The 13,798-nt window shown below is 60.3% G+C and carries 15 protein-coding genes; 11 read left to right on the forward strand and 4 right to left on the reverse strand.

Features of this window, described 5'->3' with window-relative positions; genetic code table 11:
• Positions 1-15: 15 nt before the first annotated feature.
• The 4 genes from aroC to MF6394_RS13045 all read left to right on the forward strand — a co-directional run bounded on the left by aroC (position 16) and on the right by MF6394_RS13045 (position 3,354).
• A complete protein-coding gene (gene aroC, locus MF6394_RS13030) occupies positions 16-1,107 on the forward strand; it encodes a chorismate synthase (protein WP_032896019.1) in 1,092 nt (363 codons plus the stop codon).
• Between the two features lie 76 nt (positions 1,108-1,183).
• The gene (locus MF6394_RS13035) at positions 1,184-2,347 is read left to right on the forward strand and encodes an MFS transporter (protein ID WP_069558988.1); all 1,164 of its coding nucleotides are present in this window, start codon (positions 1,184-1,186) and stop codon (positions 2,345-2,347) included.
• Positions 2,344-2,874 (forward strand): 1,2-dihydroxy-3-keto-5-methylthiopentene dioxygenase, encoded by a 531-nt coding sequence (locus MF6394_RS13040; protein ID WP_044270063.1) that lies wholly within the window; start codon positions 2,344-2,346, stop codon positions 2,872-2,874. The genes MF6394_RS13035 and MF6394_RS13040 overlap by 4 nt, the downstream gene beginning before the upstream one ends.
• A gap of 210 nt (positions 2,875-3,084) precedes the next feature.
• Positions 3,085-3,354: a response regulator transcription factor gene (locus tag MF6394_RS13045; protein WP_003192780.1), complete on the forward strand. Its 270-nt coding sequence runs from the start codon at positions 3,085-3,087 to the stop codon at positions 3,352-3,354.
• 59 nt (positions 3,355-3,413) lie between these two features.
• On the opposite strand, the gene MF6394_RS13050 is transcribed toward MF6394_RS13045, so the two are convergent.
• Positions 3,414-3,692 (reverse strand): DUF3509 domain-containing protein, encoded by a 279-nt coding sequence (locus MF6394_RS13050; protein ID WP_003172952.1) that lies wholly within the window; start codon positions 3,690-3,692, stop codon positions 3,414-3,416.
• Positions 3,693-4,573: 881 nt separating this feature from the next.
• Between MF6394_RS13050 and MF6394_RS13055 the strand changes: the two genes are divergently transcribed.
• The 5 genes from MF6394_RS13055 (at position 4,574) to MF6394_RS13075 (ending at position 10,352) form a co-directional block, all read left to right on the forward strand.
• On the forward strand, positions 4,574-6,400 hold the full coding sequence (locus MF6394_RS13055; protein WP_078466807.1) for a long-chain-acyl-CoA synthetase: 1,827 nt from the start codon (positions 4,574-4,576) through the stop codon (positions 6,398-6,400).
• A 106-nt stretch (positions 6,401-6,506) separates the two neighbouring features.
• Entirely contained in the window at positions 6,507-7,022 is a 516-nt protein-coding gene (locus MF6394_RS13060) for an ankyrin repeat domain-containing protein (protein ID WP_044274899.1), read from the forward strand.
• A gap of 41 nt (positions 7,023-7,063) precedes the next feature.
• Positions 7,064-7,594 (forward strand): hypothetical protein, encoded by a 531-nt coding sequence (locus MF6394_RS13065; protein WP_044274897.1) that lies wholly within the window; start codon positions 7,064-7,066, stop codon positions 7,592-7,594.
• A 68-nt stretch (positions 7,595-7,662) separates the two neighbouring features.
• A complete protein-coding gene (locus tag MF6394_RS13070) occupies positions 7,663-7,854 on the forward strand; it encodes a PLDc N-terminal domain-containing protein (RefSeq protein ID WP_003192770.1) in 192 nt (63 codons plus the stop codon).
• A gap of 410 nt (positions 7,855-8,264) precedes the next feature.
• Positions 8,265-10,352: an LTA synthase family protein gene (locus tag MF6394_RS13075; RefSeq protein ID WP_047711467.1), complete on the forward strand. Its 2,088-nt coding sequence runs from the start codon at positions 8,265-8,267 to the stop codon at positions 10,350-10,352.
• Positions 10,353-10,525: 173 nt separating this feature from the next.
• Here the strand turns inward: MF6394_RS13075 and MF6394_RS13080 are convergent, their stop codons facing one another.
• The gene (locus MF6394_RS13080; protein ID WP_003192767.1) at positions 10,526-10,678 is read right to left on the reverse strand and encodes a DUF3309 family protein; all 153 of its coding nucleotides are present in this window, start codon (positions 10,676-10,678) and stop codon (positions 10,526-10,528) included.
• Between the two features lie 328 nt (positions 10,679-11,006).
• On the opposite strand from MF6394_RS13080, the gene MF6394_RS13085 reads away from it, so the two are divergent.
• Both MF6394_RS13085 and csrA read left to right on the forward strand, forming a co-directional pair.
• Positions 11,007-11,822: an SDR family oxidoreductase gene (locus MF6394_RS13085; RefSeq protein ID WP_047711466.1), complete on the forward strand. Its 816-nt coding sequence runs from the start codon at positions 11,007-11,009 to the stop codon at positions 11,820-11,822.
• Between the two features lie 127 nt (positions 11,823-11,949).
• Positions 11,950-12,153: a carbon storage regulator CsrA gene (gene csrA / locus MF6394_RS13090; RefSeq protein ID WP_003192762.1), complete on the forward strand. Its 204-nt coding sequence runs from the start codon at positions 11,950-11,952 to the stop codon at positions 12,151-12,153.
• Between the two features lie 10 nt (positions 12,154-12,163).
• Here csrA and MF6394_RS13095 read toward each other — a convergent pair whose 3' ends face one another.
• A complete protein-coding gene (locus MF6394_RS13095) occupies positions 12,164-12,391 on the reverse strand; it encodes a YheU family protein (protein WP_003192759.1) in 228 nt (75 codons plus the stop codon).
• 74 nt (positions 12,392-12,465) lie between these two features.
• Positions 12,466-13,650 (reverse strand): osmoprotectant NAGGN system M42 family peptidase, encoded by a 1,185-nt coding sequence (locus MF6394_RS13100; protein ID WP_032896028.1) that lies wholly within the window; start codon positions 13,648-13,650, stop codon positions 12,466-12,468.
• Positions 13,651-13,798 lie beyond the last annotated feature (148 nt).

Below are 13,798 nucleotides of genomic sequence, written 5' to 3' on the forward strand. Positions count from 1 at the left end.
CACGGAGCGCCCTGCATGTCCGGCAATACCTTCGGCAAGCTGTTCACTGTCACCACCGCGGGCGAAAGCCATGGCCCGGCGTTGGTCGCCATTGTCGACGGCTGCCCGCCAGGCCTCGAACTGAGCCTGGACGACCTGCAGCGTGACCTCGACCGCCGCAAGCCCGGCACCAGCCGCCACACGACCCAGCGCCAGGAACCGGATGAAGTCGAAATCCTCTCGGGCGTGTTCGAAGGCCGCACCACGGGCTGCGCCATTGGCCTGCTGATCCGCAACACCGACCAGAAGTCCAAGGACTACTCGGCGATCAAGGACCTGTTCCGCCCGGCCCATGCCGACTACACCTACCACCACAAATACGGCGAACGCGACTACCGCGGCGGTGGCCGCAGTTCGGCACGCGAAACCGCCATGCGCGTGGCGGCCGGCGCCATCGCCAAGAAATACCTGGCCACCCAGGGCATCGTCATCCGTGGCTACATGAGCCAGCTGGGCCCGATTGAAATCCCGTTCAAGACCTGGGACAGCGTCGAAGACAACGCCTTCTTCTGCCCCGATCCGGACAAGGTGCCGGAACTGGAAGCCTACATGGACCAGTTGCGCCGCGACCAGGACTCGGTCGGCGCGAAGATCACCGTAATAGCCGAGGGCGTAAAGCCGGGCCTGGGCGAGCCGATCTTCGACCGCCTCGACGCCGAACTGGCCCACGCGCTGATGAGCATCAACGCGGTGAAAGGGGTGGAAATCGGCGCCGGGTTCGCCTGCGTCTCCCAGCGCGGTACCGAGCATCGCGATGAGATGACCCCCGAAGGTTTCCTCAGCAACAACGCGGGCGGCATCCTCGGCGGTATTTCTTCCGGCCAGCCGATCGTGGCGCACCTGGCGCTCAAGGCGACGTCGAGCATCACCACGCCAGGCCGTTCGATCGATGTGCACGGCAACCCGGTGGACGTGATCACCAAGGGCCGCCACGATCCCTGCGTCGGCATCCGCGCCACACCGATTGCCGAAGCCATGATGGCCATCGTGCTGATGGATCACCTGTTGCGTAACCGTGGGCAAAATGCCGATGTGCGCGTGAGTACCCCGATACTGGGCCAGCTGTGATCGCCTGGGGCAATGAGCGCGCTTATTGTGGCGAGCGAGCTTGCTCGCGCTGGGCTGCGAAGCAGCCCTGAATAAAATGACCCCAGCCCTCCCATACTGGCGCCTCTCCAGCTTCTACCTGTTTTACTTCGCCCTGCTGGGGGCGACCGCGCCGTTCCTGGCGCTGTACTTCGATCACCTGGGCTTTTCCAGCGCACGCATCGGCGAGCTGGTGGCCATCCCCATGCTGATGCGCTGCGTGGCCCCCAACCTGTGGGGCTGGATCGGCGACTACACCGGCCGGCGCCTGGCCATCGTGCGATTCGGCGCGGTGTGCACCCTGGCCAGCTTCTGCCTGATTTTCGTCAGCAAGACCTACGCCTGGCTGGCGTTGGTGATGGCCCTGCACGCGTTCTTCTGGCACGCGGTGCTGCCGCAGTTTGAAGTCATCACCCTGGCCCACCTGCACACGCAAACCTCGCGCTACAGCCAGATCCGTCTGTGGGGCTCCATTGGTTTTATCCTCACCGTGGTGGTCATGGGGCGCCTGTTCGATTGGCTGAGCCTGGATATTTACCCGGTGGCGGTCGTGGTGATCATGGCCGGCATCATCGGCGCCAGCCTTTGGGTACCGAACGCGCAGCCTGCCAGCCACGGCAACCGCCTGGCCGGTGAGGGTTTCCTCAAGCAATTACGCAGCCCCGGCGTGCTGGCGTTTTATGCCTGCGTGGCGCTGATGCAAATGAGCCATGGCCCGTATTACACCTTCCTCACCCTGCACCTGGAGCACTTGGGCTACAGCCGTGGCGTGATCGGCCTGCTGTGGGCGCTGGGGGTGGTGGCGGAAGTGCTGATGTTCCTGGCCATGAGCCGTATTCTTACGCGCTTTTCGGTGCGCCGGGTGCTGCTCGCCAGTTTCCTGCTGGCCGCGCTGCGCTGGTGGCTGCTGGGTTCATTTGCCGAGGTTTTCTGGCTGCTGCTGGTGGCGCAACTGATGCACGCCGCCACGTTTGGCAGCTTCCATGCGGCGGCGATTGCCTTTGTGCAACGCAGCTTCGGCGACCGCCAGCAAGGCCAGGGCCAGGCCCTTTATGCCGCACTGGCCGGCACCGGCGGCGCGCTCGGCGCCCTGTATTCCGGCTACAGCTGGAACCTGTTGGGGCCAACCCTCACGTTCAGTATCGCCAGCCTCGCGGCCCTGGCCGCCGCCATTATCATTGGCCTTCGATTGCAAGAGCCGAACCAAGGAACCGTGCAATGAGCTATGTAGCCGTCTACTCCATCGCCACCCCGGACACCCCGAACAAAGTGTTGACCCATGCCGACGACATCCAGTCGACCCTGGCCGAACACGGTGTGCGGTTCGAACGCTGGCAGCCCAGCCCACTAGAAAAGGGCGCCACGGATGCTCAAATGATTGCCGCCTACCAGGCTCAGATCAAAGCCCTCGGCTACGCCGCTGTGGAAGTGGTGCGCGTGACCCAAGACCATCCACAGAAGGACGAGTTACGTGCGCAGTTCCTGGCCGAACGTACCTACAGTGAAGACGAGGTGCGTTTCTTCATCGCCGGTCAGGGGCTGTTTACGCTGCACATCGGCGACTCTGTCTACAGCCTGCGCTGTGAGAAGAATGACTTGCTGATCATCCCGGCCGGTGTACCGCACTGGTTCGACATGGGCGAAAACCCGCACTGTGTGACACTGCGTTTGTTCAACACGGCCCAGGGTGCTGTGCCCTCGTTGACCTGTGATGCGATTGCCACACGTTTTCCAGGACTCGATGACTAAGCACAGATAACTGAATGTTCAACCCTGGCAAGTTGGAAGTTGCTGTGGGAAGAAACTTAATTATTTGTAGGGCAAAGCTGTTTGTTCTGTGCTGTGCGCTTTGATTCCACTGATTATGTAACTCTCTGCTTAACGCCAATGTTTATGCCATCTGTCAATAGGAGGAATCCGAAAGGTGGCAGCGCATCAGCAGACATAAAGGAGAGAACAATGAGTGGCCCCGAGGAGACGTATCGCCCGTTGGTTATTGTACCGACGGCTATCAGAAAACGCCTGAGCTTGTGCGGCAAGCCCCTGACTGCCACGGAGCTGGAAATCCTGCGATGGGCCTCCGAGGGCAAGACGGTCTGGGAAATCAGCCAGATTCGCGCCACCTCTGAAGCCACGGTGAAATTTCATCTGCGCAACATCTACGGCAAGTTGGATGTTACCAACCGTGTACAGGCAAAGAATGAGGCCGCCCGCCAGGGCTTATGTTAACGACATGAAAAAGGGCCGCGACGCCGAGTAGCGTCGCGGCCCTTTTTCAGGTTTGTAGCTTAGGCCGAATGATAGGTCGGCAGCGCAAAGCGGTTCTGGCTTTGCAACATCGAAATCTGCGGCAGTTCGCTGGCCTGTTCAGCCAAGTCACGACGAATGGCGCTGATCACCCAAGTCAGTTGGTCGGCAGTGTGCAACTGCTGATAAGAGATCGAGCGCTTGACCTGCTTACCTTCGCTGTTGCGCAGGGTCAACAGGATGCCGCCGTCCGGACGTGGCTGGGTGGTGACGTCGTAGTTGGAGAATACCGAAGCGAATTTATCTTGGATCAGGCTCATGTCTATCAGCTCCATTGGCTCAAGTTGGCAAGCATGGAGTGATAGGTGCAGTGATTGTGCCAGTATTGGATATTCTAAAAAAACGTTATAAATCAGCAGCTTATAAATTTATAGGATTTTCATTTTCGTGCAATTTGCATGAAGGGCCATCGTGCATCCTGCATTTTGCGCTATCTGCCCAGCGATTTTTCCGCAAGGAGCGGGAGGGCTGTAATCATACTGACCGCCTTTTGCTCGGAAAAATCCATCTACACGTTATCGGTGGTATCCCCCCAAGCTAACCACGATGCGAAGCGAGCCGCTCTTGATCTTGATCTGCTTTTGATCTTAAGCGCCCCGTTAAACCACGCTGGCCGGAATTCGACAGGGATTTGGGGGGTAAACCGGCAGGGATGCCGGTTTAGCCGCCCCGCGCCATGGATGGCGCGTGGCGGCGGCCCCCCAAATCACTGGCGGATTACGGGCACACCGAGCCCAAGCGAGGTGCCGAGTGGTGGGGCAAGAGCGTTTTGCTTACTTTTGCGCTTCTCAAAAGTGAGCCGCCGTCAGGGCGGAACCCTAAGTGGCTGTTACCTAAATAACGGATATGTACCCGGTCCAACTGTGTTGACTGTTAGGCCGCCTTCGCGAGCAAGCCCGCTCCCACAATTGAATCGTGGGATGTCAGGTAGAGAAGTGTCGGCTTGTAGGCCGTCATCGCAGGCAAGCCAGCTCCCACAGTTGGAGCGTGGGGCAGCAGGGAGATAAGCATCGGCCAGCCGCCACGGGATACAAAACTTTTCAAATCCCGCATGTACAGCCAAAGAACCGCTGACGTACTTTCCGCTACACCAGTCGATGTACCTGGACCCGACCAAGAATAAGAAAAGGGACGTCCCGCCATGACTCACCAGCAAAACGACATGATCACCTGGAGCATGATGCTGCGAAAGTTGCCTGCCATCGTTCGGGCCCTCCCACGGGTGGTGCGCGGCATGCGCGCGGCCAACGTCACCGACCCCAGCCAACCCTGCGGCCTGGGCTGGCATTTCGAACAAGCCACCTTGCGCAACCCTGACGGTACTGCCCTGCTGTATGCGGACAGCGTGATCAGCTACCGCGACGCCAATCAGCGCGCCAACCGTCTTGCCCACCACCTGCAAGCCCAGGGCATCGGCAAGGGGGACGTGGTGGCGCTGTTTATCGAGAATCGCCCCGAGTTGCTGCTCAATGTACTGGCCGTGGCCAAGCTGGGCGGCATCTGCGCCATGCTCAACACGGCGCAAACTCAAGGGGCGCTGGTGCACAGCCTGACCCTGGTCAACCCGGTTGCCATCGTGGTCGGTGCCGAATTGCTGAGCCCTTACGCAGCAGTGCGCGAACAAGTCCAGATCCCGGCCGAGCGCACCTGGTTCGTGGCCGATCAACCCGGCAGTGCAGTGCCCGATGGCTATATCGACCTGATGGCCGCCAGCGCCGAAAGCCCGGTGGACAACCCGGCGAGTTCCGCGCAGGTGTTCTTCAATGACCCCTGCTTCTATATCTACACCTCCGGCACCACCGGCTTGCCCAAGGCCGGCATCATGAAGCACGGGCGCTGGACCAAAACCGCCGTGAGCTTCGGCAGTATCGCCCTGGACATGGGCCCGCAGGACGTCCTCTATTGCACCTTGCCGCTGTACCACGCCACTGGCTTGTGCGTGTGCTGGGGGGCGGCGATTATCGGCGCGTCCGGCTTTGCCATCCGGCGCAAGTTCAGCGCCAGCCAGTTCTGGGATGACGCGCGCAAGTTCAAGGCGACCACCCTGGGTTATGTCGGTGAGCTGTGCCGCTATCTGCTCGACCAGCCTTTCAGTGCGCAGGATCGCGATAACCACGTGACCAAGATGGTCGGCAACGGCTTGCGCCCCGGTGTGTGGGCGCAGTTCAAGCAGCGCTATGGTGTGGCGCATATCTGCGAGCTGTATGCCGCGAGCGACGGCAATATCGGTTTTACCAACGTGCTGAACTTTGACAATACCATCGGCTTTTGCCTGCAGCATTGGGCGCTGGTGGATTACGCCCATGACACTGGCGAACCCCTGCGCGGCAGCAATGGGTTGATGGTCAAGGTGCCCACCGGCGGGCAGGGCCTGTTACTGGCGCGCATTGATGAAAAGTCGCCCTTCGACGGTTACACCGACCCGGAAAAGAACCGCAAGGTGGTACTAACGGACGTGTTCGAAAAAGGCGACCGCTATTTCAACACCGGCGACCTGGTGCGCAGTATCGGTTTCGGCCATGCGCAATTTGTCGATCGCATGGGGGATACCTATCGCTGGAAGGGCGAAAACGTCTCGACCACCGAAGTGGAAAATGTCCTGCTGCAACACCCGCAGATCGCTGAAGTGGTGGCCTATGGCGTCGAGATCGACAACACCAACGGCCGCGCCGGCATGGTCGCCATCACCCCCAGCGAATCCCTGGCCAGCCTGGACATGCGCGAACTGCTGCAATTCGCCCACGGCCAGTTGCCCCCTTATGCGGTGCCGCTGTTTTTGCGAATCAAGGTGAAGATGGAAACCACCGGCACGTTCAAGTACCAGAAAGTGAAGCTCAAGGAGCAAGGATTCGACCCGGACAAGGCTGACAATGACCCGGTCTACGCCTGGTTGCCGGGTTCGGACAGCTATGTGCCGGTGACCGGGCAATTGCTGGCGCAGATTCAGGGCGGCCACTTCCGTTATTGATTCTGGCTATGGTGGCTTTTGACAAAAAAGCCATGACACCGGGGAACTCCCTCGCGACACTGGGCGCCTTAAACAGTTATATCAGTCGCCTCAGCAAGGAGCCCCCATGTCAGAACAGCCTAAACAAATGACCGAAGACGAAGCCGCCGAATTTGCCGAGCAAGTCTTCGACGTGGCCCGTCGCGGCGACGCCGCCATGCTTGCCGCACTGTTGGCCAAAGGCCTGCCGGCCAACTTTCGTAATCACAATGGTGACACCTTGTTGATGCTCGCGGCTTACCACGGCCATGCCGAGGCGGTCAAAGTGCTGCTGGAGTTCAAGGCCGACCCCCTGATCGCCAACGACAAGAACCAGTTGCCGATTGCCGGTGCGGCGTTCAAAGGCAACCTGCCGGTGGTCCAGGCGTTGATCGAAGGCGGCACGCCGGTTGAGGCGGCCTCCTCGGATGGGCGTACGGCGTTGATGATGGCGGCGATGTTCAACCGCGTTGAGATGGTTGATTACCTGCTCGGTAAAGGCGCAAACCCCAAGGCCACTGATGCACAGGGCGCGACGGCGCTGGCTGCGGCGCAAACCATGGGTGCGGTGGATACGGCGGCGAAGTTGCAGAAACTGGTGTAGGCTACGCGCCCTTCAAAACTTGCCCGTTACAGGATCGCCCCATGAAAACCGCCCTCGTCGAACTCATCAGCAAAATCAGCGCCGGCGTCATGGGTGAGGACGAAGTAGCGCGTATCGCCGACGAAGCGGCCCAGGCCTATGCGGACCCGGCGGCGTTCCTGGCGGCCAACCCGGATATCAACTACGACGACAGTTTCCCGATTCCGCTAGGGGAGTGGGTGGTGGTCGGTAGCTTGCCGGACACGGTGTTGTTCCAGGCTGATACCTATGGCGACCTGTTTGCCCAGATCGTCGCGTCGTTCGGTCCGGGTGTGGCGTTCAACCTCAAGCCCAAGCAACTGGCCAAGACCGAAGACCTGACCGCGCTCAACCGCATCCAGATCCAGATGAGCGCCCTGAGCCCGGAAGACGGCGGTTATGTGCTGGTGAACTTCAGCCAGTTGCTGGACGACGAGATCCAGGCGGTGCTGGTGTTCGGCAACGACCTGGCGCGAGTGCTGGAACTGTGTGCCGAAGTCGGCATCAAGGCCGAGCCCTCGCTTGAAGCCTTGAAGATTGCCGTACACGTCTGAAATAAAACGGAACCCGCGCCAAGGCTGACTATCCTACAAGGGCATGCCCTCACTTTAGGAGCGACACCATGGGTTCCACGTTTAATAGCCTGATTGGCCTGATCATCCTCGCGCTGGACATCTGGGCGATCATCAACGTGTTCAAAAGCGGCGCCAGCACCGGTGCCAAAGTGCTGTGGATTCTGTTGATCCTGCTGTTGCCAGTGCTGGGCCTGATCATCTGGGCTATCGCCGGGCCGCGCGGTAACGTGCGGATCTGACGACCTGCTCGATTTGCGGTGGGCACAGTCAATGTGGGAGCTGGCTTGCTCGCGAATGCGGAGGATCAGTCAATGAATCTGTTGGCTGACACCCCACATTCGCGAGCAAGCCCGCTCCCACATTGGTTTGTATGGCATTCATTAGATTTGTGTGTCGAAACTATTCGCCGCACGAAATTTTCACATCCCATCCAAGACAATTCGCCGGCTTTAACCGGCTGCCAGGGCTCTATCTCCAGTGCCCTTAAAGGCAGGGCCGTGCCCTACGTTCAGTAATTAATAGCCTTGCCGGCCTTGATCGGGCACCATTTGTGCCACCGCGTTAACCGCCTACCCCAGCCAGCCTGGGCGAGGGACGGACGCCACTGCATTATTTCGCAACTTAAACTTCCAATGGGTCCTAAAACGACATGGCAAACCCGGACGCCCTGAATCAGCAGCGAGCTTCAAATCGCCTGCTGCAACCGACCGTCAAATCCCATCTGGCGTACACGCTGCTCTGCGCACTGGTCATGATGGTGATGTTTTCCCTGCTGCGCCTGGCGTTGCTGGTCTACAACCGCGAGATGATCCTGGACACGCCGGCCTCGACGTTCCTTGAAGCGTTCGCCAACGGCCTGCGCCTGGACATTCGCCTGGTAATGTACCTGCTGATTCCGCTGTTGCTGGCGCTGTTCAGCGTGCGGGCCATGGCGGCGCGCGGGTTCTTCCGTTTGTGGCTGACCGTCGCGTCCAGCATCGCCTTGTTCCTGGGCCTGATGGAGATGGACTTCTATCGCGAGTTCCACCAGCGCCTCAACGGCCTGGTCTTCCAGTATGTGAAGGAAGACCCCAAAACCGTGATGAGCATGCTCTGGTACGGTTTCCCGGTGGTGCGCTACCTGCTGGCCTGGGCCGTGGGCACGCTGATCCTGAGCATGGCCTTCAAGGGCGCTGACCGCGCAACGCGCCCACGGGGCCCGTTCAGCGGCGGCACGATCAGCACGCGCCAGGTGGCGCCGTGGTACAGCCGCATCGCAGTGTTCATGGTCTGCGTGCTGGTTGCCGTGGTCGCCATCCGTGGCACCCTGCGCCAGGGGCCACCGCTGCGTTGGGGTGACGTCTACACCACCGATTCGAACTTCGCCAACCAGTTGGGCCTCAATGGCACCTTGTCGCTGATCGCGGCGGCCAAGGCGCGCTTTGGTGAAGACCGCGCCAACATCTGGAAGGCCACCCTGGAACAACCGCTGGCCACCCAGACCGTGCGCGACATGCTGGTGCTGCCGCAAGAGAAGCTGGTAGACACCGACACCGCTGCCGTGCGCCGTGACTTCACGCCACCGGCCGAGAAAACCCTGCCGATCAAGAACGTCGTGGTCATCCTGATGGAAAGCTTCGCCGGTCACTCGGTGGGCGCATTGGGCCGTCCGGGCAATATCACCCCGTACTTCGACAAGCTGACCCAAGAGGGCCTGCTGTTCGACCGCTTCTTCTCCAACGGCACCCACACCCACCAGGGTATGTTCGCCACCATGGCCTGCTTCCCGAACCTGCCGGGTTTCGAATACCTGATGCAGACCCCGGAAGGCAGCCATAAGCTGTCGGGCCTGCCGCAGTTGCTCAGTGCGCGTGATTTCGACGATGTGTATGTCTACAACGGCGATTTCGCCTGGGACAACCAGTCGGGCTTCTTCAGCAACCAGGGCATGACCAACTTCATCGGCCGCAATGACTTCGTCAACCCGGTGTTCTCCGACCCGACGTGGGGCGTGTCCGACCAGGACATGTTCAACCGTGGCCTGGAAGAACTGAAGGCACGCGAAGGCGGCAAGCCGTTCTACGCACTGCTGCAAACCCTGTCCAACCACACGCCGTACGCGTTGCCCACCCCATTGCCGGTCGAGAAAGTCACCGACCGTGGCAGCCTCAACGAGCATTTGACGGCCATGCGCTACTCCGACTGGGCCCTGGGCCAGTTCTTTGAAAAGGCCCGCAAGGAGCCGTACTTCAAGGAAACCCTGTTCGTGATCGTCGGTGACCACGGTTTCGGCAACGAGCAGCAGATCACCGAGATGGACCTGGGCCGCTTCAACGTGCCGATGCTGATGATTGCACCGGGCATGCGCGAGAAGTTCGGTGAGCGTGACCACACCGTGGGCACCCAGATCGACATCGTGCCCACCATCATGGGCCGCCTGGGCGGCGACACCTTGCACCAGTGCTGGGGCCGTGACCTGCTGAACCTGCCGGAAGGTGATAAAGGTTTCGGCGTGATCAAGCCCTCGGGCAGCGACCAGACCGTGGCCTTGCTCACCGGTGACCGCGTACTGGTATTGCCCAAGGAAATGCCACCCAAGTTGTGGGAATACACACTGGGCGCCGAGCCGACTGGCACGGTGATTCCTGAGTCGCCGGACGAAGCCGCACTCAAGCAGAAACTCGAGTCGTTCCTGCAAACCGCGACCAAGAGCCTGCTGGATAACACCGCAGGTGTGGTGGACGGTAAGCCGGACTAACTGACCGGCAATAAAAAAGAGGCCTTCTAGAGGGCCTCTTTTTTTTGCTTCTCAATTGTAGGAGCGAGCGTGCTCGCGAAGAACCTCAACGCTAACGCGCGCGTCCTGAATAAACGAGACGCCTGTAAGTTTTTCGCGAGCAAGCTCGCTCCTACAAAAAGCGTGGCGCGGCGTTATATCTTGCCGAGCAACAACAACACCAGCAGAACAACCAGTACCACACCCAGGATACCCGACGGTCCATAACCCCAGTTACGCGAGTGCGGGAACACCGGCAGGCCACCGACCAGCAGGAGGATCAGGATAATAATCAGAATGAGGCTCATGGTTTTATTCCTTATAGGTTCTTTGCAAAAACCGGCTGTTTAACCGTTGGTTCGTCCATGTACAGTGGGACGCCTTACCCATTCCGACTCTGCCGCTTCGTAGAAAATTCATTGTTTTTATAAAACATTTTGATGCGTCGCTTATTTCTTTTAACGCGTACGCAACGTGAACTAATTAGTTGAAAAAAATTGAACTTAGTCTATGCGCGCAGCTGTGACCGAGCCCGTGGTTTGCCTGGGGCATTCATCACCCTGATGGTGCGTGGGTGGAGCAAAAACCTTCGCTACACTGCCGCTCACTTCTTCGTGAACCACAAGGCTACCTCCTATGCAAAACCGCATGATGATCACTGGCGCCGGGTCTGGCCTGGGTCGCGAAATCGCTCTGCGCTGGGCCCGTGAAGGCTGGCAGTTGGCGTTGTCCGATGTGAGCGAGCCTGGTTTGCAGGAAACCCTCAAGCAGGTTCGCGAGGCGGGCGGCGATGGTTTTACCCAGCGTTGTGACGTGCGTGACTACAGCCAGCTCACGGCCTTTGCCCAGGCCTGTGAAGTAAAGCTCGGCGGCATCGATGTGATCGTCAACAACGCCGGCGTGGCCTCGGGTGGGTTCTTCGCTGAATTGTCCCTGGAGGATTGGGACTGGCAGATCGCAATCAACCTGATGGGCGTGGTCAAAGGCTGCAAGGCGTTCCTGCCGCTGCTTGAGAAGAGCAAGGGGCGCATCATCAACATCGCCTCAATGGCCGCGCTGATGCAAGGCCCGGCCATGAGCAACTATAACGTGGCCAAGGCGGGCGTGGTGGCGTTGTCCGAGAGCCTGCTGGTGGAGCTCAAGCAACAGGAAGTGGGCGTTCATGTGGTGTGCCCGTCGTTTTTCCAGACCAACCTGCTCGACTCCTTCCGTGGGCCAACCCCAGCCATGAAGGCCCAGGTGGGCAAACTGCTTGAGAGTTCGCCCATCTCGGCGGCGGATATCGCCGACTACATTTACCAGCGCGTGGCCGCAGGCGAGTTCATGATCCTGCCCCACGAGCAAGGCCGCATGGCTTGGGCGTTGAAACAGAAAAATCCGCAACTGCTGTATGACGAAATGACACTGATGGCCGACAAGATGCGCGCCAAGGCGCAGGCCGTGAAGGGCTGATTCGGCTGCGGTCTGTCAGACAAATTACCTGCCTGCGTAGGCAGTGCCTGATTTTCCCGCAAGCCATTGCCGGCCCAGCGCCAAGGGGGCATGGTCGGGGTCCTGCTACTGGAAAAGGACAACCGCCATGCTGGTCTTAAGCCGTGCCACAGGCGAAGCCATCGCCATTGGCGATGACATCACCGTGCATATCCTGGAAGTGAACGGTACTCATGTGAAATTCGGCATCGAGGCGCCGGTGGGCGTCAACGTGTACCGCGCCGAGGTGTACCGCAAGATACTCAAAGGCGAGGGCCAAGCTACCCATCCCGTGCCGGCGCCCAACCCTTAGGCGCCGCTGTTCAGTCGAACAGGTGCTTGGGCACATCGTGCTTGAGCATCAACTGGCATTGCTCGCTCTCGGGGTCGAAGACGATCAGCGCCTGGCCTTTGGTCAGCGCCTGGCGCACGCGCAGCACGCGGGTTTCCAGGGGCGTGTCGTCGCCATTGTCGGTGCCGTCGCGGGTGACGAAGTCTTCGATGAGGCGGGTCAGGGTGTCGACTTCAAGTGCATCGTAGGGAATCAGCATACAAGCCTCAGGTGTCAGGTCCCGGCGATGCTACTGCGCCGGGACCTTTGTTGCCAGTATCCACTCACTCCGCGTCAGGACTTCTGGCCGACCAGGCTATCCACCGACGGTACGCGGGTGTCGCTCTCCATTTGCGTTTCATGCTCGATCTGATGGCTGAACCGATCCAGTGAACCTTGGGCCGGTTGCGCATCGCTGGCAAACACCGGCGGGCTGAGGATGTAAGCGCCCAACAAGCGGCTAAGGGCGGCCAGGCTGTCGATATGGGTACGTTCGTAGCCATGGGTGGCGTCACAACCGAAGGCCAGCAACGCGGTGCGAATATCATGGCCGGCGGTGACCGCCGAGTGGGCATCGCTGAAGTAATAGCGGAACAGATCGCGGCGCACCGGCAGGTCGTTGTCCGAGGCCAGGCGCAGCAAGTGGCGGGACAGGTGATAGTCATAAGGACCGCCGGAATCCTGCATGGCCACGCTTACCGCATGTTCGCTGGACTGCTGGCCGGGGGCGACCGGGGCGATATCGATGCCGACAAACTCACTCACATCCCAGGGCAGGGCGGCCGCTGCACCGCTGCCGGTTTCTTCGGTGATGGTGAACAGCGGGTGGCAGTCGATCAGCAGGGGCTGGCCACTGTCGACGATGGCCTTGAGCGCAGCGAGCAGGGCGGCGACGCCGGCCTTGTCGTCCAAGTGGCGGGCGCTGATATGCCCGCTTTCGGTGAACTCGGGCAGCGGGTCGAACGCCACGTAGTCACCGACGCTGATTCCCAGGGAATCGCAGTCGGCGCGCGTGGCGCAGTAGGCGTCCAGGCGCAACTCCACATGGTCCCAGCTCACCGGCATTTCATCCACGGCGGTGTTGAACGCGTGCCCGGAAGCCATCAGCGGCAACACGCTGCCGCGAATCACGCCGTTATCGGTGAACAGGCTGACACGGCTGCCTTCGGCAAAGCGGCTCGACCAGCAGCCCACCGGCGCCAGGGTCAGACGCCCGTTGTCCTTGATCGCACGCACGGCGGCGCCGATGGTGTCCAGGTGCGCGGAGACAGCACGGTCAGGGCTGTTTTTCTGGCCCTTGAGGGTGGCGCGAATGGTGCCGCGCCGGGTCATCTCAAACGGGATGCCGAGTTCTTCCAGGCGTTCGGCGACGTAACGCACGATGGTGTCGGTAAAGCCGGTGGGGCTGGGAATGGCGAGCATTTCCAGCAGCACTTTTTGCAGGTACGCCAGATCGGGTTCGGGAATGGTTCGGGTCATGGAAACTCCTGATGAGTTGAGGGCATCGATGGTTTCGATGAGGGGTTCAAGCGTCTTCGCCTGGCCCGGCCTCATCGCGGGCAAGCCCGCTCCCACATGGGAATGCGGTCAACTGTGGGAGCGGGCTTGCCCGCGATAGCGCCGGTAC

It is taken from the genome of Pseudomonas sp. MF6394 (assembly GCF_002018845.1).
In the GTDB taxonomy this organism is placed as follows: Bacteria; Pseudomonadota; Gammaproteobacteria; order Pseudomonadales; family Pseudomonadaceae; genus Aquipseudomonas; species Aquipseudomonas lactis.